The 23,669-nt window shown below is 59.3% G+C and carries 24 protein-coding genes; 14 read left to right on the plus strand and 10 right to left on the minus strand.

Annotated features, from left to right (window positions below):
- Positions 1-115 precede the first annotated feature (115 nt).
- A complete protein-coding gene (locus tag J5M66_RS14650) occupies positions 116-541 on the plus strand; it encodes a GNAT family N-acetyltransferase (RefSeq protein WP_207808127.1) in 426 nt (141 codons plus the stop codon).
- A gap of 101 nt (positions 542-642) precedes the next feature.
- On the opposite strand, the gene J5M66_RS14655 is transcribed toward J5M66_RS14650, so the two are convergent.
- Positions 643-993 (minus strand): hypothetical protein, encoded by a 351-nt coding sequence (locus tag J5M66_RS14655; RefSeq protein ID WP_024013401.1) that lies wholly within the window; start codon positions 991-993, stop codon positions 643-645.
- Positions 994-1,126: 133 nt separating this feature from the next.
- On the opposite strand from J5M66_RS14655, the gene J5M66_RS14660 reads away from it, so the two are divergent.
- From J5M66_RS14660 to J5M66_RS14690, 7 genes are all read left to right on the plus strand, one after another.
- Positions 1,127-1,456: a DUF6388 family protein gene (locus J5M66_RS14660; RefSeq protein WP_073471290.1), complete on the plus strand. Its 330-nt coding sequence runs from the start codon at positions 1,127-1,129 to the stop codon at positions 1,454-1,456.
- A gap of 165 nt (positions 1,457-1,621) precedes the next feature.
- Positions 1,622-2,014 carry a sulfurtransferase complex subunit TusD gene (gene tusD, locus J5M66_RS14665; RefSeq protein ID WP_207808126.1) on the plus strand — a complete coding sequence of 131 codons (393 nt, stop codon included), beginning with the start codon at positions 1,622-1,624 and terminating at the stop codon, positions 2,012-2,014.
- 2 nt (positions 2,015-2,016) lie between these two features.
- The gene (gene tusC / locus J5M66_RS14670; protein ID WP_071172887.1) at positions 2,017-2,373 is read left to right on the plus strand and encodes a sulfurtransferase complex subunit TusC; all 357 of its coding nucleotides are present in this window, start codon (positions 2,017-2,019) and stop codon (positions 2,371-2,373) included.
- On the plus strand, positions 2,373-2,666 hold the full coding sequence (tusB, locus tag J5M66_RS14675) for a sulfurtransferase complex subunit TusB (RefSeq protein WP_186566414.1): 294 nt from the start codon (positions 2,373-2,375) through the stop codon (positions 2,664-2,666). The genes tusC and tusB overlap by 1 nt, the downstream gene beginning before the upstream one ends.
- A complete protein-coding gene (locus tag J5M66_RS14680) occupies positions 2,663-2,998 on the plus strand; it encodes a TusE/DsrC/DsvC family sulfur relay protein (RefSeq protein WP_207808125.1) in 336 nt (111 codons plus the stop codon). The genes tusB and J5M66_RS14680 overlap by 4 nt, the downstream gene beginning before the upstream one ends.
- A complete protein-coding gene (locus tag J5M66_RS14685; RefSeq protein WP_207808124.1) occupies positions 2,995-3,996 on the plus strand; it encodes a glycosyl transferase family protein in 1,002 nt (333 codons plus the stop codon). Before J5M66_RS14680 ends, J5M66_RS14685 begins: the two co-directional genes overlap by 4 nt.
- 91 nt (positions 3,997-4,087) lie before the next feature.
- The gene (locus tag J5M66_RS14690; protein WP_207808123.1) at positions 4,088-5,089 is read left to right on the plus strand and encodes a glutathione S-transferase family protein; all 1,002 of its coding nucleotides are present in this window, start codon (positions 4,088-4,090) and stop codon (positions 5,087-5,089) included.
- Positions 5,090-5,205: 116 nt separating this feature from the next.
- Here the strand turns inward: J5M66_RS14690 and cysG are convergent, their stop codons facing one another.
- From cysG to ftsK, 6 genes are all read right to left on the minus strand, one after another.
- The gene (cysG, locus tag J5M66_RS14695; RefSeq protein WP_110600816.1) at positions 5,206-6,600 is read right to left on the minus strand and encodes a siroheme synthase CysG; all 1,395 of its coding nucleotides are present in this window, start codon (positions 6,598-6,600) and stop codon (positions 5,206-5,208) included.
- Positions 6,601-7,881, minus strand: coding sequence for a serine--tRNA ligase (serS, locus tag J5M66_RS14700; protein ID WP_024013408.1), 1,281 nt, complete (start codon positions 7,879-7,881; stop codon positions 6,601-6,603).
- Positions 7,882-7,896: 15 nt separating this feature from the next.
- Entirely contained in the window at positions 7,897-8,271 is a 375-nt protein-coding gene (gene crcB / locus J5M66_RS14705) for a fluoride efflux transporter CrcB (protein ID WP_123442126.1), read from the minus strand.
- Positions 8,271-9,593, minus strand: a complete 1,323-nt coding sequence (locus J5M66_RS14710) for a replication-associated recombination protein A (RefSeq protein ID WP_051600478.1) — start codon at positions 9,591-9,593, stop codon at positions 8,271-8,273. Before J5M66_RS14710 ends, crcB begins: the two co-directional genes overlap by 1 nt.
- Positions 9,594-9,789: 196 nt before the next feature.
- Complete coding sequence (gene lolA / locus J5M66_RS14715) at positions 9,790-10,410, minus strand: outer membrane lipoprotein chaperone LolA (RefSeq protein ID WP_024013411.1); 621 nt, start codon at positions 10,408-10,410, stop codon at positions 9,790-9,792.
- Between the two features lie 67 nt (positions 10,411-10,477).
- A complete protein-coding gene (gene ftsK, locus J5M66_RS14720) occupies positions 10,478-12,886 on the minus strand; it encodes a DNA translocase FtsK (protein ID WP_024013412.1) in 2,409 nt (802 codons plus the stop codon).
- A gap of 521 nt (positions 12,887-13,407) precedes the next feature.
- Here ftsK and aat point away from each other — a divergent pair.
- The 3 genes from aat (at position 13,408) to infA (ending at position 15,185) form a co-directional block, all read left to right on the plus strand.
- On the plus strand, positions 13,408-14,088 hold the full coding sequence (gene aat / locus J5M66_RS14725; protein WP_076563519.1) for a leucyl/phenylalanyl-tRNA--protein transferase: 681 nt from the start codon (positions 13,408-13,410) through the stop codon (positions 14,086-14,088).
- Between the two features lie 58 nt (positions 14,089-14,146).
- On the plus strand, positions 14,147-14,854 hold the full coding sequence (locus J5M66_RS14730; protein ID WP_016775265.1) for an arginyltransferase: 708 nt from the start codon (positions 14,147-14,149) through the stop codon (positions 14,852-14,854).
- A 112-nt stretch (positions 14,855-14,966) separates the two neighbouring features.
- On the plus strand, positions 14,967-15,185 hold the full coding sequence (gene infA / locus J5M66_RS14735) for a translation initiation factor IF-1 (RefSeq protein WP_002553999.1): 219 nt from the start codon (positions 14,967-14,969) through the stop codon (positions 15,183-15,185).
- Between the two features lie 612 nt (positions 15,186-15,797).
- Here the strand turns inward: infA and clpA are convergent.
- Entirely contained in the window at positions 15,798-18,068 is a 2,271-nt protein-coding gene (gene clpA / locus J5M66_RS14740; protein ID WP_016775266.1) for an ATP-dependent Clp protease ATP-binding subunit ClpA, read from the minus strand.
- Positions 18,069-18,098: 30 nt separating this feature from the next.
- A complete protein-coding gene (gene clpS, locus J5M66_RS14745) occupies positions 18,099-18,482 on the minus strand; it encodes an ATP-dependent Clp protease adapter ClpS (RefSeq protein ID WP_011334948.1) in 384 nt (127 codons plus the stop codon).
- Between the two features lie 224 nt (positions 18,483-18,706).
- Here clpS and J5M66_RS14750 point away from each other — a divergent pair, with 224 nt between their 5' ends.
- Positions 18,707-18,988, plus strand: a complete 282-nt coding sequence (locus tag J5M66_RS14750; RefSeq protein ID WP_016775267.1) for a cold shock domain-containing protein — start codon at positions 18,707-18,709, stop codon at positions 18,986-18,988.
- A 77-nt stretch (positions 18,989-19,065) separates the two neighbouring features.
- On the opposite strand, the gene icd is transcribed toward J5M66_RS14750, so the two are convergent.
- Entirely contained in the window at positions 19,066-20,322 is a 1,257-nt protein-coding gene (gene icd / locus J5M66_RS14755; protein ID WP_024013414.1) for an NADP-dependent isocitrate dehydrogenase, read from the minus strand.
- A gap of 481 nt (positions 20,323-20,803) precedes the next feature.
- Here icd and J5M66_RS14760 point away from each other — a divergent pair, with 481 nt between their 5' ends.
- Complete coding sequence (locus J5M66_RS14760; RefSeq protein ID WP_071172899.1) at positions 20,804-23,029, plus strand: NADP-dependent isocitrate dehydrogenase; 2,226 nt, start codon at positions 20,804-20,806, stop codon at positions 23,027-23,029.
- A gap of 189 nt (positions 23,030-23,218) precedes the next feature.
- Positions 23,219-23,665, plus strand: a complete 447-nt coding sequence (locus J5M66_RS14765; RefSeq protein ID WP_016775271.1) for an NUDIX hydrolase — start codon at positions 23,219-23,221, stop codon at positions 23,663-23,665.
- Positions 23,666-23,669 lie beyond the last annotated feature (4 nt).

The following is a 23,669-nucleotide window of genomic DNA, read 5'->3' on the forward strand; positions in this document are numbered from 1 at the left end:
ATAAAAGCCTAGACCGCAACGCTGGTTTGACGGTTCCGCTTGTTCGATCGAAGGGCTTGGAGGCGTTTGCCCGGACGGGTTAGGCTGGGCGTTCAATTACACAAGGAAGTCATGCATGAATTTGCGTATCGAGTTGACGCAGAATCCTACCGAGGAACAGCGTCAGGCCATTCTGCAGCCGCTGATCGAGTACAACGATGCTCAAACCGGCGGTTCGAAATCCGAGCCGTTCGCCTTGATGGTCAAAGACGAAAATGGCGAAATACTGGGCGGTTTGTACGGGCGAATGATTTTTCGCTGGATGTTCATCGAACTGCTGTCAGTGCCGGAACAAGGTCGCGGACAGGGGATCGGCTCGAAATTGATGGCTCAGGCGGAAGCCCTGGCCAAGGAAAAAAACTGCTACGGCCTCTGGCTCGACACCTTCGATTTTCAGGCGCCGGAGTTCTACAAGAAGCTGGGGTTCTGCCAGTTTGGGGAAATCGTTGACTACCCACCGGGGCACAAGCGGCACTACTTTCAGAAGCGCCTGATCGATTGAGTCATGCCGTATTCGCGAGCAGGCTCGCTCCCACAGTGCAATGCATTACAACTTGTGGGAGCGAGCCTGCTCACGAAAGCGTCAATCGCTTCACCCCATAATCACAGGCAGGTCGCCATCGCCGCCATCCGCCGCATCGCGACAAAATCACTCTTCTGCGCGTAATAGTTCAAGGTCGTGCCGGACGCTTCGGTGATCACATCGACAAACGACTCTGCCGAACGCGTATAAACCGTAGTGCCGCCGGACTCGCGCGGCTCCAGATAGGCCGCCGCGTCGACGCCGAACACGGCTTCGTCCTGCCAGGCGAATTGCACGCACCGGGCGACGTCTTTCTCCGGCTTGTCCGAGGTCAGGACCTTGTCCGGGCTCTTGCTGCGAGCATCGTTCATCACCGAACCGGCGCACCCGGCCAACAGGGCCGCCGCCAGCACTACCATCAGCATTCGCATTGCATTTGCTCATCGAGAAAAAAGCGGACTGTAGCACTGCGACGCGGCAAATCGTTCTGCTTTACTGTTTTTATGCGCGACATGCGCAAGCAGGTGCGGCACCCTATGGTCATCAGTCACACAAGGAAATTACATGGCGCCTAGCGACCAGCGACATGAACAGGCTTTGAAACTGTTTCTCGATGCGCGACCCGAACTACGTGAAACCCTCGACCATCTCAACCCGCTGCTGGCTCAAGCCAAGGGCGAAACCCAGGCGCAGTATCGCGAAGAACGCTTGCATGAGGCGTTTGAGGAAGAAGCGGAGAGACAGAGGTTGTTCGCCTGGGAGCTGACGTTGCAGTTGACCGCTGCTTCGCCCGAGGAATATCAGGCGCAACGGCTGGAAGTGCATCGGGAAGTGGCGGAAATGGCGGGGATGGGCTGGATCGAGTATTGCGAGCTTTACGGCATCACCCCGTAATCGATGTAGGAGCTGCCGAAGGCTGCGATCTTTTGATTTTGCTCTTCAAGATCAAAAGATCGCAGCCTTCGGCAGCTCCTACAAAGGTATCTGCGTAAAACTCGGGTTTCGCGGCTGTCGCAATAAAGCTTTATCATGGCCGCAGTTTCGCTGATCGAGTCCATCATGAAGTTCGCCATCGCGCTGTTTTCCGCCGCCCATGCGCCCTCCTCGCGCCGTGCCTTGGTGTTTGCCCAGGCCGCGCTGGCCGGCGGCCATGAGATTGTTCGGCTGTTCTTCTATCAGGACGGCGTGTTCAACGCCTCCGATGCGGTGGTGACGCCGCAGGATGAACTGGACTTGCCCAAGCAATGGCGCGCCTTTATCAACGAAAAGCAACTTGACGGCGTGGTCTGCATCGCCGCCGCTCTGCGCCGTGGTGTGTTGAACGAAGAAGAAGCCAAGCGTTACCAGCGTGAAGCGATTTCGCTCAGCACGCCGTGGGAATTGTCCGGTCTGGGTCAATTGCACGACGCCGTGCAGGACGCTGATCGGCTCATCTGTTTCGGAGGCGCTTGAACATGGCCAAATCGCTGTTGATCATCAGCCGCCAATCGCCGTGGTCCGGCCCCGGCGCCCGGGAAGCGCTGGATATCGTGCTCGCCGGTGGCGCCTTCGATCTGCCGATCGGTTTGCTGTTTCTCGATGATGGCGTGCTGCAACTGGCCGCCGGGCAGAACGCCAGGGCCTTGCAGCAGAAAGACCTCAGCGCCAATCTGCAGGCGCTGCCGATGTTTGGTGTCGAAGAGCTGTTCTATTGCGCCGAAAGCGCCAATGCTCGCGGTCTTGGCAACCTGTCGCTGGACGAAGCGCAGCCACTCGCCGCTGAACACATCACCGCCCTTATTGACCGTTACGATCAGGTGATCACCCTCTGATGTCGACTTTGCATGTGTTGTCTCATTCCCCGTTCGGCGACGATCGTCTGAGCAGTTGCCTGCGCCTGCTCGGCAGCGCCGACGCCGTGTTGTTGTCCGGCGATGCGGTGTATGCGCTGCAACCGGACACTGCGCCGTTCGCTGCTCTGCAAGAGCGACCAATCAAACTTTTTGTATTGGTTGAGGACGCACAGGCGCGTGCGATCGAGGTTCCAGACTGGGCCGAGGCCATTGACTACCCGGCCTTCGTCGAACTGTCGATCCATCACGCCAAGGTCAACAGCTGGCTATGAATTCAATGACCGTCGGCGCCCGCGCCATCGAACTGGACAAGGACGGCTTTCTCGTTGACCTCAGCGACTGGTCGGCTGAAGTCGCCAGCGCCCTCGCCGCCGCCGAAGACATCGCGTTGACGCCCGAACACTGGGAAGTCCTCGAGCTGCTGCGCAGCTTTTACGCCGAATTCCAGCTATCGCCGGCCACGCGGCCGCTGATCAAGTACACCGCGCTGAAACTCGGCGCGGACAAAGGCAACAGCCTGCACCTGAACCGACTGTTCAAAGGCACCCCTGCCAAACTCGCCGCGAAACTGGCGGGCCTGCCCAAACCGACGAATTGCCTATGAACGATTTTCCAGCTTTGACCCTCGAAACGCCTGCCGAGCATCCGTTCGCGCAATTCGTGCGCATTCTCGGCAAGGGCAAGCGCGGCGCCCGCGACCTGACGCGCGAAGAAGCCCGCGAGGCCATGGGCATGGTGCTCGATGACAAGGTCGAAGATACGCAACTGGGTGCCTTCCTGATGTTGCTGCGGCGCAAGGAAGAAAGTGCCGAAGAAATGGCCGGTTTCACCGAAGCCCTGCGCGCACGCTTGCACGCGCCCGCATTGAATGTCGACTTGGACTGGCCGACCTACGCCGGCAAAAAACGCCACCTGCCGTGGTATCTGCTGGCGGCCAAGTGCCTGGCGCAAAACGGCGTGCGCATCTTCATGCATGGCGGCGGCGCACACACGGCCGGGCGTCTGTACAGCGAACAACTGCTGGGCGAACTGAACATTCCCCTGTGCCGCAATTGGCAGCAGGTCGGCGCGGCACTGGACAACGGCGGTCTGGCGTTTATGCCGCTGGTGGACTGGGCGCCGCAGTTGCAAAAGATGATCGACCTGCGCAATACCTTGGGCCTGCGGTCGCCGATCCACTCGCTGGCGCGGATTCTCAATCCGTTGGGCGCACGCTGCGGCCTGCAAAGCATTTTTCACCCGGGTTACCAGGCGGTACATCGCGATGCCAGCGGCTTGCTCGGCGACACGGCAATTGTGGTCAAGGGCGATGGCGGTGAAATCGAGATCAACCCCGACGCCACCAGCCACCTTTACGGCACCAGCGGCGGTCACAGCTGGGACGAAGAATGGCCGCAGCTGTCAGCGCAGCGCCACGTCAAACCCGCCTCGCTGGACATCGAGCAATTGAAAGCCGTGTGGCGTGGCGATGTGGTCGACAGTTACCCGCAAATGGCCTTGATTGCGACCATGGCCCTCGCCCTGCGCGGTCTCGGTCAGAATCGCGAACAGGCCTTCGCAACCGCAGAACAGTACTGGGCGGCGCGCAACACATCGATCTAACCGATCATTAGCGCCCGATCTTTGCGCTTTTTGTTCGAACTCATCGGAATAGACTCGACTCCAACGAATATTGGTTTTGGGAGTCTTGATCATGGGTTTACTCGTCGACGGCCACTGGCAGGACAAGTGGTACGAAAGCAGCAAGGACGGCGCGTTCCAGCGCGAACAAGCGCAACGCCGCAACTGGGTGACCGCCGATGGTCAGCCAGGCCCCAGCGGTGAAGGCGGTTTCGCCGCCGAAGCCGGACGCTATCACCTCTACGTTTCCCTTGCCTGCCCTTGGGCGCATCGCACGCTTATTCTGCGCAAACTCAAAGGGCTGGAAGGTCTGATTGACGTGTCGGTGGTCAGTTGGCTGATGCTGGAAAACGGCTGGACTTTCGACAAAGCGCTAGGCTCGACCGGCGACAAACTCGATGGCTTCGACTTCATGCATCAGCGCTACACCGCTGACACGCCTGATTACACCGGGCGCGTGACGGTGCCAGTGCTGTGGGACAAGAAACTCAAGCGCATTGTCAGCAATGAATCGGCGGAAATCATCCGCATGTTCAACAGCGCCTTCGACGGGCTCACTGGTAACGATCTGGACTTTTATCCGGCGCCGCTACGCAACGAAATCGATGCGCTGAACGAGCGGATCTACCCGGCGGTGAACAACGGTGTCTACCGCGCCGGGTTCGCCACTTCGCAGCAGGCCTACGAACAGGCATTCGATGAAGTATTCGCCGAACTGGATCATCTGGAGCAACTGCTGGGTGCCAATCGCTACCTGAGCGGGGAATACCTGACTGAGGCCGACGTGCGCCTGTTTACCACGATGATTCGTTTCGACGCGGTGTATCACGGGCACTTCAAGTGCAACCTTAGGCGGATTGCCGATTACCCGAACCTGTCGAACTGGCTGCGCGAGATTTATCAGTGGCGGGGGATTGCCGAAACCGTGGATTTCCAGCACATCAAGCATCACTACTATGGCAGCCATAAGACCATCAACCCGACCGGCGTGGTGCCGAAGGGGCCGCAGCAGGATTTCAGCGTAGCGCATGATCGCGAGCGGTTGATCGGGAAAGGGGTTTGGCGCCGGGGTTGATTAGCTCGGTGTTTTCGAGACCCCGTTCGCGAGCAGGCTCGCTCCCACACGGGATTTGTGCATGACACAGATCCAATGTGGGAGCGAGCCTGCTCGCGAAGGGAACGACGCGGTGTTTAGACCTGCGCCTGCGCCCCTTCAAACCACGCCAGTTTCTCGCGCAGTTGCACCACTTCGCCGACAATCACCAGGGTCGGCGCATGCACTTCATGCTCCGCCACCATTCGCGGCAAATCCGCCAGCGTGCCGGTGAAAACCCGCTGATTGACTGTAGTGCCCTGCTGAATCAACGCCGCCGGGGTATCCGCCGCGCGACCGTGCTTGATCAACTGCTCACAGATGATCGGCAAACCCACCAGGCCCATGTAGAACACCAGCGTCTGCGCCGGGGCGACAAGATCGGCCCATGGCAGATCGGTGGAACCATCCTTCAAGTGGCCAGTGACAAACCGCACGGACTGCGCATGGTCACGGTGGGTCAGCGGAATCCCCGCATAAGCGGCGCAACCGCTGGCCGCGGTAATGCCGGGGACCACCTGGAATGGAATACCGTGGGCCGCGAGTTCTTCGATCTCTTCGCCACCGCGGCCGAAGATAAACGGATCGCCACCCTTCAACCGCACCACACGCTTGCCGGCCTTGGCCAGATCGACCAGTTGCTGGTTGATCTGATCTTGCGGCACTGCGTGTTCAGAACGACGCTTGCCGACATACACCCGCTCGGCATCGCGACGGCACAACTCAAGAATTGCCGGCGCCACCAGGCGGTCATAGAGCACCACATCGGCTTGCTGCATCAGACGCAGCGCGCGGAAGGTCAACAGATCCGGGTCACCCGGGCCGGCACCGACCAGATAAACCTCGCCAGTGGTGACCATGGGCTCGCCATCGACCTTGGCCTGCAACAGGCGCTCGGCTTCAGCGCCCTGCCCGGCCAGTTGACGATCGGCAATCGGGCCCTGGAAAACGTCTTCCCAGAAGCCGCGACGTTGCTGAACATCCGGAAACAGGTTTTTCACCTGATTGCGAAAACGCGCAGCCAATCCAGCCAACTGACCGTAAGTCGAAGGAATCCAGGTTTCGATTTTCGCGCGGATCAGGCGCGCCAGTACCGGCGCATCGCCGCCGCTGGACACGGCGATAATCAACGGCGAGCGATCGACGATCGCCGGGAAGATCACGCTGCACAAGGCCGGCGCATCGACCACGTTGACCGGCACGCAACGGCGGTGGGCGTCGGTGGAGACTTGCGCGTTGAGCGTTTCGTCGTCGGTAGCGGCAATGATCAGCCCGCAACCGTCCAGATCCGTTTCGGCGTAACCGCGCAACAGGCATTCACCGCCGCTGGTAGCGACCAGTTCAGCCAGTTGCGTTTCGATTTCAGGTGCGACCACCCGCAGCAGCGCACCGGCATCGGCCAGCAGGCGGGATTTGCGCAAGGCAATTTCCCCCCCACCGACAACCAACACACGACTGCCGCGCAGGTTGTGAAACAGCGGCAGATATTTCATTTAGCCGATGACCTCGAGGCCACCCATGTACGGCTTGAGCACGTCCGGTACGCGGATAGAACCGTCGGCCTGCTGGTAGTTTTCCAGCACGGCAACCAGAGTACGACCGACCGCCAGGCCGGAACCGTTCAAGGTGTGCACCAGCTCGGGCTTGCCAGTTTCCGGGTTGCGGAAACGCGCCTGCATGCGCCGCGCCTGGAAGTCGCCGCAGTTGGAGCACGAGGAGATTTCGCGGTATTTGTCCTGGCTCGGAATCCAAACTTCCAGGTCATAGGTCTTGACCGCGCTGAAGCCCATGTCGCCGGTGCACAGCGCCAGGGTGCGGTAAGGCAGACCGAGCAGTTGCAGAACCTTTTCGGCGTTGGCGGTCAGGCCTTCCAGCGCTTCCATCGATTGCGATGGCTCGACGATCTGGACCATTTCGACTTTGTCGAACTGGTGCTGGCGGATCATGCCACGCGTGTCGCGGCCCGACGCACCGGCTTCGCTGCGGAAGCATGGGGTATGGGCGACGAACTTGATCGGCAGCAGTTTCGAATCGACGATTTCGCCGGCAACGATGTTGGTCAGCGACACTTCGGCAGTCGGGATCAGGTACAGATCGGCTTCGCCTTCGCGGGCAATCTTGAACAGATCCTCTTCGAACTTTGGCAACTGGCCGGTGCCTTGCAGCGCCGGAGCCTGAACCAGATAAGGCGTGTAAGCCTCTTCGTAGCCATGTTCGGTGACATGCAGGTTGATCATGAACTGCGCCAGTGCGCGATGCAGCCGCGCGATCGGGCCACGCAACAGCGCAAAGCGCGCGCCGGACAGCTTGGCGGCGGTTTCAAAGTCCAGCCAGCCGAACTTTTCGCCGAGGGCAACGTGGTCTTTGACTTCGAAATCGAACTGAGTCGGCGTGCCCCAGCGGCGCACTTCGACGTTGTCGTCTTCGTCCTTGCCGACCGGAACCGACTCGTGCGGCAGGTTCGGGATACCGAGCAGGATCGAATCGAGTTCGGTCTGGATCGCATCCAGCTCGACCTTGCCAGCGCTCAGCTCGCCCGCCATGCGCTCGACGTCCGCCATCAGCGGCGCGATGTCTTCGCCACGCTGCTTGGCCTGCCCGATGGATTTGGAACGCGCGTTACGCTCAGCCTGCAGTGCTTCAGTGCGGGTCTGGACGGTCTTGCGCTGTTCTTCCAGCGCTTCGATGCGCGCGGTGTCCAGGGCAAAGCCACGGGAAGCCAGGCGGTCCGCTACGTCCTGAAGGTTGCTACGTAACAGTTTGGAATCGAGCATGTCGGTTTCTCGTTATCAAAGTTTGGTCAGGGACAGGCCGGCCCACGTCGCGAGCAGCCCGCCGAATACGCTGAGTGCGGCATAGCCCAGGGCCAGCAACACTTGCCCGCTTTCCAGCAGGCGCACCGTATCCAGTGAAAAGGATGAAAAAGTCGTCAGCCCCCCGAGGAAGCCGACCATCAACCCGGCGCGTACTTCGATCGGCACCTCCGGGCGTATCAGAAACAGGCCGTACAACACGCCAATCAGCAGGCAGCCCACGATATTAACGGCCAGCGTCGCGGTATAGAAGTGCCGCGGCCAATTGGCGCTGACCCAATTACCGGTGGCGAAGCGCAACAAGGTGCCGGCAACACCGCCGACCGACACTGCAAGGATCAATGGAAGCACTATTTTCTCCGCTGCCGAGGGCTCAGACGATCGAGCTGAGCGAGGTGATTGAGCTTCTCGCCGATCTTCAACTCCAGGCCACGGGGCACTGGCTGATAGAACGGAATCGGCTCGAGTTCTTCCGGAAAATAGTCTTCGCCGGCGGCATAGGCGTCCGGCTCGTCGTGGGCGTAGCGGTATTCGTCGCCATAACCCAATTGCTTCATCAGCTTGGTCGGTGCATTGCGCAAATGCAGCGGGACTTCCAGCGAGCCGTTCTCAGCCGCTGCGCGCAGCGCGGTTTTGAAGCCCATGTACACCGCATTGCTTTTCGGTGCGCAGGCCAGATAAGTAATGGCCTGGGCGACTGCCAATTCGCCCTCGGGGCTGCCGAGACGCTCCTGCACTTCCCACGCCGCCAGGCACAGGCTCAGCGCACGCGGATCGGCATTGCCGATGTCTTCGCTGGCCATGCGCACCACGCGGCGGGCCAGATAAAGCGGATCGCAGCCGCCGTCGATCATCCGCGCAAACCAGTACAACGCGCCGTCAGGGTTGGAGCCGCGCACCGATTTGTGCAAGGCCGAGATCTGGTCGTAGAACGCTTCACCGCCCTTGTCGAAACGCCGACGGGTGTCGCCGAGCAGGCTTTGCAGCAGCTCGATGCCGATTTCGCTGTTGTCTTCGGCCAGATCGGAGGCGTTTTCCAGCAGATTGAGCAGACGCCGGCCATCGCCATCGGCGGCCGACAGCAGCATCTGGAAGCCTTCATCGCTCAGGGTCAGGTTGCGCTTGCCCAGCCCGCGCTCTTCGGTCAAAGCCCGATGCACCAGTTTGCGCAGCGCCGCTTCGTCGAGGCTTTTCAGCACGTAGACGCGGGCACGCGACAACAGGGCGTTGTTGAGTTCGAACGAAGGGTTTTCGGTGGTGGCGCCGATGAAGATCAGCGTGCCGTCTTCAACGTAGGGCAGAAACGCGTCCTGCTGCGACTTGTTGAAGCGGTGCACTTCATCGACAAACAGGATCGTGCGCTTGCCGTACTGGCCGGCCTGCTGCTTGGCGATTTCAACGGCCTGGCGGATTTCCTTGACCCCGGCGAGCACCGCCGAAACCGTTTCGAAGTGCGCATCGGAGACTTCTGCGAGCAAGCGCGCCAGGGTGGTCTTGCCCACGCCCGGCGGCCCCCAGAAAATCATCGAATGCAGCGCGCCCTGCTCCAGCGCCTCACGCAGAGGCTTGCCGCGAGCGAGCACGTGTTCCTGACCGACGTACTCATCCAGATTGGCCGCACGCAAACGCGCGGCCAAGGGTTGGGCAATCGGTGCACTGCGAAACAGATCCATCACGTAGCGTTGAAACCTCTGATTTTCTGAAATCTGCTGAAGAACCTGTGGTGAGGGGATTTTATCCCCGTTGGGCTGCGAAGCGGCCCCAAAAGCGACGTCTGCTGCGCAGCCGGACGGGGTCAAATCCTCTCGCCACAATAGCCCCTCAATAGCAGGCCCTCACCATAAAGGCCCTGACACAAAGGGCCGGTGTTTATTCCTGGATAACGTCGGCACCCTTGGGAATGTCGAATTTGAATTTCGACGCTGGCACCGCTTCGTTGGCCTTGACCCCGGTAAACAGGATATTGGTGCGCTGGCCGACGCTGTCAATCAGTTGCATGTCATTGAGCAGGCCGTTGCGGAACGACAGGCGCAGGTTGTCGAACAGGGTGTCCTTGGTTTTCGGCTTGAGAGTGAAGTCGATCACGCCGCCCGCCTCTTTCGCGCTGATATCGAAGCTCTGGCTGATCTTCGAGACATCACCGGACAGCAACAGCGCTGGCGTCTGGGTCAGACGCTCGTCGAGCTTCTTGATGGTTGCCTGTTCCAGGTCCGGGTCCCACAAGGTGACTTTCTTGCCATCGGAAACCATGGTCTGCTCGGCCGGCGGGTTGGTGTGCCAGTAGAACAGGCCCGGACGCTGCAGGGTCATGTTGCCGGTGGTTTCCTGCAACTGGGTGCCGGTGCCGTCGAGGGTCAACTGCGAAAAGTTCGCCGACAGGGTTTTCGATGTTTCGAGCAATTGGGTCAGACGCGCCACGTCCTTTTCATCGGCGTGGGCCGTGAGTGTGGTCAGCGCCAGTACTGGCAACAGCATGCGGATAAGGCGCATGAGAGTCCTCTTGAATAATCGTGGGAGAGCGGGTGGTGCGTCATTGCGCCACCCGCGTCGTTGCGTTTCAGTCGCGTACCGGGCCCGGGGCCAGGACTTCACGCGAACCGTTGGTGTTCATTGAGGTAACGACGCCGGCCATTTCCATCGCCTCGATCATCCGCGCGGCGCGGTTGTAGCCGATCTTCAGCTTGCGCTGCACAGCGGAAATCGATGCGCGACGGCTTTCGAGGACGAACTGCACCGCTTCGTCATACAGCGCGTCGGCTTCCGGATCATCACCGTCGCCACCACCGCTGCCGCCTTCAAAGCCGCTGCCCGCCTCTTCGACACCGTTGAGGATATCGTCGTTGTATTCCGGCGCGCCGCGCAGCTTCCACGCTTCGACCACGCGGTGAACCTCATCGTCGGAGACGAATGCGCCGTGGACGCGGATCGGCAGACTGGTGCCCGGCGGCATGTAGAGCATGTCACCGTGACCGAGCAGTTGCTCGGCGCCACCCTGGTCGATGATGGTCCGCGAGTCGATCTTGCTCGATACCTGGAACGCCATACGGGTCGGGATGTTGGCCTTGATCAGACCGGTGATCACGTCAACCGACGGGCGCTGGGTCGCAAGAATCAAGTGAATCCCCGCCGCACGCGCTTTTTGCGCAATACGGGCAATCAGTTCTTCAACCTTCTTGCCGACGATCATCATCATGTCGGCGAATTCGTCCACCACTACGACGATGGTCGGCAGTTTCTGCAGCAGCGGCGCTTCGTCGTGAATGCTTTCGCGCTTGTACAGCGGATCGCTCAACGGCTCGCCGGCATCCTGGGCTTCCTTGACCTTGGCGTTGAAGCCGGAGAGGTTACGCACGCCCATTTTCGCCATCAGCTTGTAGCGACGCTCCATCTCGGCAACGCTCCAGCGCAAGGCGTTGGCGGCGTCCTTCATGTCGGTCACAACCGGGCAAAGCAGGTGCGGAATGCCTTCGTAGATCGACAGCTCAAGCATTTTCGGGTCGATCATGATCAGCTTGGCGTCGTCAGGCCCGGACTTGAACAGGATCGACAGGATCATCGCGTTCACGCCCACCGACTTACCGGAACCGGTGGTACCGGCCACCAGCAAGTGCGGCATCTTCGCCAGGTCGGTGATGACCGGCTTGCCGCCGATGTCATGACCGAGCGCCAGGGTGACCGGGGATTTGAAGTTGTCGTACTCGGGGGTCGACAGCACCTCGGAGAAACGCACGATCTGGCGGTCTTCGTTGGGAATCTCGATACCGACAGTGGTCTTGCCCGGAATCACCTCGACGACCCGCACACTGGTCACCGCCAGCGAACGCGCCAGGTCTTTCGCCAGGTTGGCGATACGGCTGACTTTTACCCCGGCGGCAGGCTGGATTTCGTAACGGGTAATCACCGGGCCCGGGTGGATCGAGTCAACGGTGACTTCGACGCCGAATTCCTTGAGCTTGATTTCCAGCAAGTGGCCGACCGCTGCCAAGGATTCAGGCGAATAGTTGAGCTGTTTCTTCTCCGCAGGATCAAGAATGGAGATCGGCGGCAAGGTGCCTTCGACCGCGCTGTCGACGAACAACGGCGCCTGCTTCTCTTTCTGTACGCGCTTGCTCGGCTCTGGGGCCTTGGCCGGTGCCGGCGCGATCACCGGTGGCACCTGCTTCTCGCGGTCGGACATGTGCTTGCTCAGCGCTTGCTCACGCTCGATCAGGCGTTCCTTGACCTTGGCCTGTTCACGCTTGTCGGTGACAGTCGGTGCGACCACATCGTGGACGCGGTCATCAACCTCACGCAGTTGCGCGACCAGTTGCTTGCGCTCGGTGCGCGCCGACCACCAGCGGTTGAGCGCGCCTTGGAACAGTTCGAACAGATCGAGGGTGATCTTGCCGGTGACGTCCATCACCTTGAACCACGACAGGTCGGTGAATACGGTCAGGCCGAACAGGAACAGCGCGATGAACAGCAGCGTGCTGCCTTGAATGTTCAGCGCATTCTTCGCCAGATCGCCAAGGCTTTCGCCCAGGGCACCGCCAGCGCCGGCCGGCAGACCGGTCGCGGCATGGAAATGAATGTGCGCCAGCGCAGCACCGGAGAGCACGAGGAACACCAGACCGATCAGGCGCCAGGAAAACAGCCAGCCGCTCCACTGCCATGGTTCGTGGCGTTGACGGAAGATCTGGTACGCCTTGACCGCCAGCAGCAACGGAAAAATATAGGCGAAGTAGCCGAGCACCATGAACAGGATATCGGCGCTGTACGAGCCGGCCGGGCCGCCGAAGTTCTGCACATCGTCGATCTTGCTGTTATGGCTCCAACCCGGGTCGTCCTTGCCGTAAGTCAGCAAAGCCATCATCAGGAACAGGCACAAGGCGCCGATGGCGATCAATGCACCTTCCTTGAGCCGGTAGTGCAGTTGCTGGCGCCAGAGCGGAACGACTGTTTTGGGTGCTTCGGTGGTCTTCTTCAAAACGCTTCTTTTCCTGCGCCCGAGGCGCGTCCATCTATTGAATGACGATAAAAAACTGCCCAATCCAGGCAGGTAAAAAAGGTGAAAAGCTCAACTGGGACTACTTTTAACACTGTGCCACTGGTTTTATAAACACAGCCATAAACACTGTGCGCAGCGAAAAGGCCGTCACAACCCGGCATTGTACGGGTTTGTGCGCCCGACGCCATGTTTCAGACCCCAGCCTTGAGCATAGCCAATCGCACACGCAGTGCCTTGCAATTGGAGCATGCATTGCCTTTTGTGACAAAGGCTTATGAGCTGTATTTGATGAACGTAGCGAACCTGGCCGGATCGGGCTCACAGGAATGCTCAACAGCATCGACACGGCGACGCTTACGACCACGGGCGACACATCAAGTTGCAGCTCAATGCTCGCTGCACCAGACAACTGTGCAGGACAGCGGCGCCGTTTCGCGGCAAACTCTTTCGCGGGGCCTGCACGCCCCTGACCGCCCTCCCCTTCTGCAAGCCTGGATGCCATGCTGACTTGGTTACAACGTAATTCCCTGACCTTTCCGCCACTGGAAAAAGCCATGCGCGAGCCGAACGGATTGCTCGCCGCCGGCGGCGATCTGTCCGCCGACCGCCTGATCCAGGCCTATCGCCATGGCTGCTTTCCCTGGTTCTCCGAAGGCCAACCCATTCTCTGGTGGTCGCCAGACCCTCGCACCGTGCTGTTTCCCGACGAACTGCACGTCTCGCGCAGTCTCGGAAAGCTGCTGCGCAAGCAACGCTATCAAGTGACTTTCGATCAGGATTTCGACGCCGTCATCCGCGCCTGCGCTGCCCCGCGTGACTACGCCGACGGCACCTGGATCACCGAGGCCATGCAGGATGCTTACGTAGAATTGCATCGGCGCGGTTTCGCTCATTCGGTTGAGGTCTGGGACGAGGGACAGCTGGTCGGCGGCCTGTATGGCCTGGCAATGGGCCAACTGTTTTTTGGCGAGTCGATGTTCAGCCGTGCCGACAACGCGTCCAAATACGGCTTTGCCACGCTGGTCCAGCATTTGAAAGCCGCCGGGTTTGTGCTGATCGATTGCCAGATGCCGACCGATCACCTGCACAGCCTCGGTGCACGATCCATTCCGCGCGGCGAATTCGCCGACTATCTGCAACGCCATCTCGACCAACCGAATTCGGCGACCTGGGTTTGCTGAGCGACTTTTGCGCAGGTGGCTTACACTTAATCCACCAGCTTATCCCGAGGGTTGATTCATGACCGAGTTGGCGCGTTTGAAGTTTTATGCCACTCAGCCCCACTCTTGCAGTTATCTGCCCGAGGAGCAGGCCACGACGCTGTTTCTCGACCCGAGTCAGCCCATGGATGTGCATGTCTACGCAGACCTGTCGGAAATGGGCTTTCGTCGCAGCGGCGATCATCTGTACCGGCCGCATTGCCAGAATTGCAATGCGTGCGTGCCTGCGCGCATTCCTTCCGCCCAGTTCATCGCCAATCGCCAGCAGAAGCGTATCTACAAACGCAACGCGGATTTGCAGGTGCAGCCGGTCAAACCGCACTTCAGCGAAGAATATTTCGACCTGTACCAGCGCTACATCGAACAGCGCCATGCCGACGGCGACATGTACCCGCCAAGCCGTGATCAGTTCTCGACGTTCCTGGTGCGTGACCTGCCCTTCTCGCGCTTCTACGAGTTTCGACTCGACGGACGGTTGCTCGCAGTGGCGGTCACCGATCTGCTGCCCAACGGCCTGTCGGCGGTGTACACCTTCTACGAACCGAACGAAGAACGCCGCAGCCTCGGCCGTTACGCAATCCTCTGGCAAATCGCCGAGAGCCAGCGCCTGGGACTTGAGGCCGTGTACCTGGGTTACTGGATCAAGAACTGCAAAAAGATGAATTACAAGACGCAATATCGACCCATCGAATTGCTGATCAATCAGCGCTGGGTCATCCTGAACTGAACCTGCGGCCTAAACCCCTTGGCGTAAACACCATTTTTCGGGCACAATGCACGCCGCTTTTGCCTGGCGCAGTTGCACCGGGCCATTCATTGGATACCGAGGGCTTTACTGCATGTCGAAAGAAGACAGCTTCGAAATGGAAGGCACTGTCGTCGACACCCTGCCCAACACCATGTTTCGTGTGGAGTTGGAAAATGGGCACGTCGTAACCGCGCATATTTCCGGCAAGATGCGCAAGAACTACATTCGTATTCTTACCGGCGACAAAGTGCGCGTCGAGCTGACGCCCTATGACTTGAGCAAAGGGCGGATCACTTACCGCGCTCGTTAATCAAGTCAATACAGAACGCCCGGGTAATGCCGGGCGTTTTTGTATCTGCGTTTTGAGGTTTTGGGGCTGGCGGTTTCGCGCTTACAGCATGCAAATCAAAAGATCGCAGCCTTCGGCAGCCCCTACGATTGGATCGCGCGCATTCGACAGAAACGGGTTGACCTGCGGGCCGCCTTCGCGAGCAGGCTCGCTCCCACAGAAAAGCAAGCAGCGCAGCTGCCCGCGGCGAAGCCGCCCCACTCAACAATGAGCGCAAGCTCGAGTGCTTTTGATCTTGATCCACCGGCGACGTCGGAAGGCTGAGTGGAGGGATTGATCAGGGCGTGGGAGCGCAGCGACCGTCTGGCGCAGCCAGACACAGCGGAAGGAGGTGCAGCGAAGCAAACCGTAGCCGCTGCGCCCGGATCGATCCCGCAGCGAAGGAACCCGAGCCTGCGAGGGCCGAACGCAGGAGCAAGCCTTTTGGGTTACCTTTTTGGCGTTTGAAAAAGGTGACTCGCCGTAAGGGCGAAACCGTAATAAGCCATCACCGCAGCAACGGATATACATCCAAAGCCCAAAAACACCGGACAACAAAAAGGCGCCCGAAGGCGCCCTCTTGACCCACAGCCGTCAGGCCATTTCTGCAGTGGTTTCGAAGTCGAACGTCAACTCCCCATCCTTGATGTCGATGTGCACCACACCGCCATGCTCGGCCAGTTCGCCAAACAGAATCTCCTCCGCCAGCGGACGCTTGATCTTGTCCTGGATCAGACGCGCCATCGGACGTGCACCCATCGCCGAGTCATAACCACCCGCCGCCAGCCAACTACGCGCAGCATCAGTAACCTCAAGCAACACACGCTTGTCTTCCAGCTGCGCCTGAAGCTCGGTGAGGAACTTGTCCACCACACTCTTGATGACCTCATGGCTGAGGCGACCAAACTGGATAATGGTGTCCAGACGGTTACGGAATTCCGGCGTGAAGCTCTTCTTGATCACTTCCATCGCATCGGACGAGTGGTCCTGATGAGTGAAACCGATCGAAGCCCGCGCGGCCGTCTCGGCACCGGCGTTGGTGGTCATGATCACGATCACGTTGCGGAAATCCGCCTTGCGCCCGTTGTTGTCGGTCAGCGTGCCGTGGTCCATGACCTGCAACAGCAGGTTGAAGACTTCCGGATGCGCCTTCTCGATTTCATCGAGGAGCAATACGCAATGCGGCTGCTTGGTAATGGCTTCGGTCAACAGACCGCCCTGATCGAAACCGACATAGCCTGGAGGCGCACCGATCAGACGCGATACGGTGTGCCGCTCCATGTACTCGGACATGTCGAAACGCACCAGTTCAATGCCCAGGGCCTTGGCCAGTTGTCGCGCGGCCTCGGTTTTACCGACACCGGTAGGCCCGGCAAACAGGAACGAACCGACTGGCTTGTCCGGCGATTTGAGGCCGGCGCGGGACAGTTTGATCGCAGTCGACAGCGAATCGATCGCCGCGTCCTGACCAAACACCGTCAGCTTCAGGTCACGCTCCAGGTTACGCAGCAGCTCCTTGTCGGAACTGGTGACGTGCTTTGGCGGAATCCGCGCGATTTTCGCGACGATGTCCTCGACCTGTGGCACTTCGATACGCTTGACGCGCATCTCTACCGGTTGCAGACGCTGGTAGGCGCCCGCTTCGTCGATCACGTCGATGGCCTTGTCCGGCATGTGCCGGTCATTGATGTAGCGCGACGCCAGTTCGGCAGCGGCACGCAACGACTCATCGCTGTATTCGATATTGTGGTGCTGCTCGAAACGCCCTTTCAGACCGCGCAGGATACCGATGGTGTCTTCCACCGACGGCTCGACGACATCGACCTTCTGGAAGCGACGCGCCAAGGCACGATCCTTCTCGAAGATGCCGCGAAATTCCTGGAATGTGGTCGAACCGATGCAGCGAATGTCGCCAGACGACAGCAGCGGCTTGAGCAGGTTGGACGCATCCATCACGCCACCGGAAGCAGCACCCGCACCGATGATGGTGTGGATTTCGTCGATGAACAGGATCGCCTGCGGACGCTTTTTCAGCTCATTGAGCAGCGCCTTGAAGCGCTTCTCGAAATCACCGCGATACTTGGTACCCGCGAGCAGAGCGCCAAGATCGAGCGAATAAACCACCGCATTGGCCAGCAGATCCGGCACCTGATTGTCGACGATGCGCTTGGCCAGGCCTTCGGCAATTGCGGTCTTACCCACGCCTGCCTCACCCACCAGCAGCGGATTGTTCTTGCGCCGGCGCGCGAGGATCTGCGCGACACGCTCGACCTCCGATTCACGGCCGACCAGCGGATCGATGCGACCCTGGCGCGCGAGTTCGTTGAGGTTGCTGGCATAAGCATCCAGAGGATTGCCTGAAGAAGAAGACTCACCGCCCTCGTCGTCCTGCATATCTTGTTCACCTTCAGAATGATCGCCGTGCCCCGGTACTTTCGAAATGCCGTGGGCGATGTAGTTGACGACATCGATGCGCGCCACGCTCTGCTGTTTCAGCAGGAACACTGCCTGACTCTCTTGCTCACTGAAGATGGCGACCAGCACGTTGGCGCCGGTCACTTCGCGTTTGCCCGAGCTCTGTACATGAAAAACAGCACGCTGCAGGACACGCTGGAAGCCCAGGGTTGGCTGGGTTTCGCGATCCTCGTCATGCACGGGGATCAATGGCGTGGTGGAGTCGATGAACTCCTGCAGATCATGCTTGAGTTTGTCGAGGTTTGCGCCGCAGGCACGCAAAACGGTGGCGGCAGCCTCATTATCCAATAGGGCCAGCAGGAGATGTTCGACGGTCATGAACTCATGACGCTTCGAACGAGCCTCCTTGAAGGCAAGATTGAGGGTGACTTCGAGCTCGCGGTTTAACATAGCTTCACCTCATACCCAAGTGGTCGGCGATTAACCGTCCTTCTCGATTTCACAGAGTAGCGGATGCTGGCTTTCCCTGGCGTACTGGTTGACCTGCATGGCCTTTGTCTCGGCGATGTCGCGGGTAAACACTCCACATACCGCCCGTCCTTCTGTATGGACGGCCAGCATGACCTTGGTCGCCAGCTCGCGATTCAGGTTAAAAAACACCTCGAGCACTTCGACGACGAAATCCATCGGTGTGTAGTCATCGTTGAACAAAACCACCTTGTACATCGGCGGCGCCTGTAACGCGGGCTTTGCTTCCTGAACAGCAACGCCTGCCGAATCGTCGTCGTGCTCCTGTGGAAGATCCTTTTGGAGAAGCGGGCGATCCTGATTGAATGTTAGTCGAATCTGGCTGATTGCATGCATGGAAAAAAAGGTTCGTCAGTTGTGCGAATACAGTGGTGGGGGCGGTTGCACACGTTTTCAACTACGACTGCCCGGTCACCTTGACTATCGGGAAAACGGTGTTACAACCAATAGAGCCCACAGTGGGTAAAAAAGATCCGCGGAGTCAATTCTTTTATCGAATTCGATTGCGGATGTCGTGGATGATACTCCAGCGATGGAGTCTGTTGCAGAGGGATTTGAGCATGGCTGTCGGCAAGGTGAAATGGTTCAACAATGCCAAGGGATTCGGCTTTATCAATACCGACGCCCGGGAAGGTCGCGATGAGGATGGCAAGGACATTGATTTCTTTGCCCACTACTCGGCCATTGAAATGGAAGGGTACAAGACCCTGAAAGCGGGTCAGGCAGTCACATTCGACATCGTTCAAGGCCCCAAAGGCTTGCATGCCGTGAAGATAACTCCGGTCGAAGCAGCTTCGACGCCAAGCTCGATTGCCACGAAAAAACAAACGGCAACCAGTTGAAGCCTCAAAACATTCGGTCATAAAAAACCGCCTGACTCAACCCATCGAGTCAGGCGGTTTTTGCGTACCTGCAGCTTTTACATATGCGAAATCAACGCATCCCCGAACCCAGAAGACGACACCAGCTTCGCGCCATCCATCAAGCGCTCGAAATCATAAGTAACAGTCTTGGCGCCGATCGCACCGTTGGTGCCCTTGATGATCAGGTCCGCCGCTTCGGTCCAGCCCATATGACGCAACATCATCTCGGCCGAGAGAATCAGCGAGCCCGGGTTGACCTGGTCCTTGCCGGCATATTTCGGCGCGGTACCGTGGGTCGCTTCGAACATCGCCACGGTGTCGGACAGGTTGGCGCCCGGCGCAATACCGATACCACCCACTTCCGCCGCCAGCGCGTCGGACAGGTAGTCACCGTTGAGGTTAAGCGTAGCGATCACATCGTATTCGGCCGGGCGCAGCAGGATCTGCTGGAGCATGGCGTCGGCGATGGCGTCCTTGACCACAACGTTCTTGCCGGTTTTCGGATTCTTGAACTGCATCCACGGACCGCCGTCCAGCAGTGTCGCGCCGAACTCTTCGGCGGCCACTTCGTAGGCCCATTCCTTGAAGGCACCTTCGGTGAACTTCATGATGTTGCCTTTGTGCACGATGGTCAGCGAGTCGCGGTCATTGTCGACCACATATTGCAGAGCCTTGCGCGCCAGACGCTTGGTGCCTTCGCGGGAGACCGGCTTGACGCCGATGCCGCAGTTTTCGTCGAAACGGATCTTGGTGACGCCCATTTCTTCTTTAAGGAATTTGATGACCTTGGTGGCTTCCGGCGAACCGGCCTTCCATTCGATACCCGCGTAGATGTCTTCGGAGTTCTCGCGAAAGATGGTCATGTCGACATCGCCGGGCTTTTTCACCGGGCTCGGCACGCCTTCGAACCAGCGCACCGGGCGCAGGCAGACGTACAGGTCGAGTTGCTGACGCAGGGCCACGTTCAGCGAGCGGATGCCGCCACCGACCGGAGTGGTCAGCGGGCCTTTGATGGAGACCACGTAATCCTTGACCGCGTCGAGGGTTTCCTGCGGCAGCCAGGTGTCCTGGTCATAAACCTGAGTGGCCTTTTCGCCGGCGTAGACTTCCATCCAGGAAATCTTGCGCTTGCCGCCGTAGGCCTTTTCAACAGCAGCATCGACAACCTTGATCATCACCGGACTGATGTCGACACCAATACCGTCACCTTCGATGAAGGGGATGATCGGGTTATCAGGAACATTGAGAGAATGGTCTGCATTGACAGTGATTTTGTCACCGACGGCTGGAACCTGAATCTTCTTGTAACCCATGCTGAACTCCATTGTTTGGATTGAACACCTGGCTTGCTTCGAGCGTAACCCAGTTGAATCAACACGCAAACCCTATGTTCCTGCGCCGCGCACATCTCGTTTCCTACAAGCCTGAAAGCAAAGGGAAAAGCGCCAAAGTCCAGCATTCGTAACGAGTCTTTGCCCGGTCGCGCCCTGCGACCTTTAGACCAATGGACGAGAATCGTTGCATATGAACCATCGGCAGATTGCCAGCTACCTATGTATAATGCCGCCCGCTGACCACAGGGTCACGACGGCTGGCCTCTCTAGCACGAGACTTTCCGCCTGATTGGTCGGGTTGTTACCGCAGCCTGACTGCTTGACGCTCTACTGATGCACCCAACATCACCGCGAAGAATCTCGACATTCGGTTCATGGATGACTTTGAACGAACGCGCTTACCCGGCGCCCCTCGAGTTTCTGCGCACGCTTTAGCAAAGAAGAGAGAGTTAATCCGAATATGCCCACCCGCTCGAAGATCATCTATACCTTCACCGACGAAGCTCCTGCCCTCGCCACCTATTCCCTGCTGCCGATCATCGAGGCTTACACCGCCTCGGCCGATATCGCCGTGGAAACCCGCGATATCTCTCTTGCAGCGCGCATCCTGGCAAGCTTCCCCGAGCAACTGGGTGACAAAGCCGTAGCCGACCACCTCGCCGAACTGGGCGACCTGGCCGTTACGCCTGAAGCCAACATCATCAAGCTGCCGAACATCAGTGCTTCGGTGCCACAGCTGCAAGCCGCGATCAAAGAGCTGCAGGCGCAGGGCTACAACCTGCCGGACTACCCGGAAACCGTGACCAGCGACGCCGACAAAGACGCCAAGGCGCGTTACGACAAGGTCAAGGGCAGCGCCGTGAACCCGGTTCTGCGTGAAGGCAACTCCGACCGCCGCGCTCCGCTGTCGGTGAAGAACTACGCGCGCAAGCACCCGCACAAGATGGGCGCCTGGGCCAAGGACTCCAAGTCTCACGTCGCACACATGAGCACCGGCGATTTCTACGGCAGCGAAAAAGCTGTCCTGATCGACGCCGCTGACGCTGTGAAGATCGAACTGATCGCCAAGGACGGTGCTGCCACCGTTCTGAAAGAAAAAACCACCGTTCAGGCTGGCGAGATCCTCGACTGCGCCGTGATGAGCAAAAACGCCCTGCGTGCGTTCATCGCTGCCGAAATCGAAAGCGCCAAGGCCCAGGGCGTGCTGCTCTCGGTGCACCTGAAAGCGACCATGATGAAGGTCTCCGACCCGATCATGTTCGGCCAGATCGTTGCCGAGTTCTATAAAGACGCACTGACCAAGCACGCTGACGTGCTGAACCAGATCGGCTTCAATCTGAACAACGGCATCGGCGATCTGTACGCGCGCATCAAGGCCCTGCCGGCCGAGCAGCAAGCGCAGATCGAAGCCGATATCGCAGCGGTCTACGCCGTTCGTCCGTCGCTGGCGATGGTCAACTCCGACAAAGGCATCACCAACCTGCACGTGCCGAGCGACGTCATCGTTGACGCCTCGATGCCAGCGATGATCCGTGACTCCGGCAAGATGTGGGGCACCGACGGTCAGCTGCACGACACCAAGGCTGTGATCCCGGATCGTTGCTACGCGACCATCTACCAGGCGGTGATCGAAGATTGCAAAGCCAATGGCGCTTTCGATCCGACCACCATGGGCAGCGTGCCGAACGTCGGCCTGATGGCGAAGAAAGCCGAAGAGTACGGCTCCCACGACAAGACCTTCCAGATCAAGGCTGACGGCGTTGTTCGCGTCACCGACAGCAAAGGCAAGCTGCTGATGGAACAGGCTGTCGAAGCCGGCGACATCTTCCGCATGTGCCAGACCAAAGACGCGCCGATCCAGGACTGGGTCAAACTGGCCGTCAACCGTGCTCGCGCGAGCAGCACGCCGGCGATCTTCTGGCTCGACCCGATGCGCGCTCACGATGGCGTGGTGATCGAGAAGGTTCAGGCCTACCTGAAGGATCACGACACCAGCGGTCTGGACATCCAGATCATGGCGCCGGTCGACGCGATGAAGTACACCCTGCAGCGCACCCGCGAAGGCAAGGACACCATTTCGGTGACCGGCAACGTACTGCGCGACTACCTGACCGACCTGTTCCCGATCATGGAACTGGGCACCAGCGCCAAGATGCTGTCGATCGTACCGCTGATGAATGGCGGTGGTCTGTTCGAAACCGGCGCCGGCGGTTCGGCGCCGAAGCACGTGCAGCAACTGGTTGAAGAAAACTTCCTGCGCTGGGATTCGCTGGGTGAGTTCCTTGCCCTCGCCGCTTCCCTTGAGCACCTGGGTGTGAACTACAACAACCCGAAAGCACTGGTGCTGTCGAAAACCCTGGACCAGGCCACCGGTCAGTTCCTCGACAACAACAAGTCGCCATCGCGCAAAGTCGGCAACATCGACAACCGCGGCAGCCACTTCTACCTGGCGATGTACTGGGCTCAGGCCCTGGCCGCCCAGACTGAAGACGCTGCACTGCAAGCGCAGTTCGCGACTCTGGCCAAAACCCTGACCGAGAACGAAGCGACCATCGTTGCCGAGCTCAACGCCGTGCAGGGCAAGCCAGTCGACATCGGCGGTTACTACCACGCCGACGCCGAGCTGATCAGCAAGGCCATGCGCCCAAGCGCAACCTTCAACGCGGCGATTGCTGCGCTGGTTTAAGGTTGTAATGCGGTAAACAAACCCCGGCCGAGTGCCGGGGTTTGTGTTTCTACTGACAACATAAATCCCTTGTGGGAGCGAGCCTGCTCGCGAATGCGGTTTATCATTCAGCACCTTCGTTGACTGACCCACCGCTTTCGCGAGCAGGCTCGCTCCCACAGTTGACCGCGCTACCGTCGAGGAAATCTTATGGAATGGCTCCCCCACATCACCGTCGCCACCATCGTCGAGGACAACGGGCGCTTCCTGATGGTCGAAGAACACAAGGGCGGGCGCAATGTGCTCAACCAGCCCGCCGGTCATCTCGACCCGGATGAAACCCTGATCGACGCGGCGATTCGCGAAACCCTCGAAGAAACCGGCTGGGACGTCGAACCCACCGGCGTGATCGGCATTTATCTGTATACCGCACCGAGCAACGGCGTGACTTACCAGCGCATATGCTTCAGCGCCAAAGCCGTGCAGCATCACCCGGATTACCAACTCGACGACGGCATTGTCGGCGCCAAGTGGCTGACCCGCGACGAATTAATCGCCCAGCGTGACAACTGGCGCAGCGAGCTGATCATCCGCTGCATCGACGATTATCTGGCCGGTCATCACTTCAGCCTCGAACTGATCCGCCCTTCTCTTTAGCCTT

It is taken from the genome of Pseudomonas sp. 67(2021), assembly GCF_017491835.1.
GTDB lineage: Bacteria > Pseudomonadota > Gammaproteobacteria > Pseudomonadales > Pseudomonadaceae > Aquipseudomonas > Aquipseudomonas atacamensis.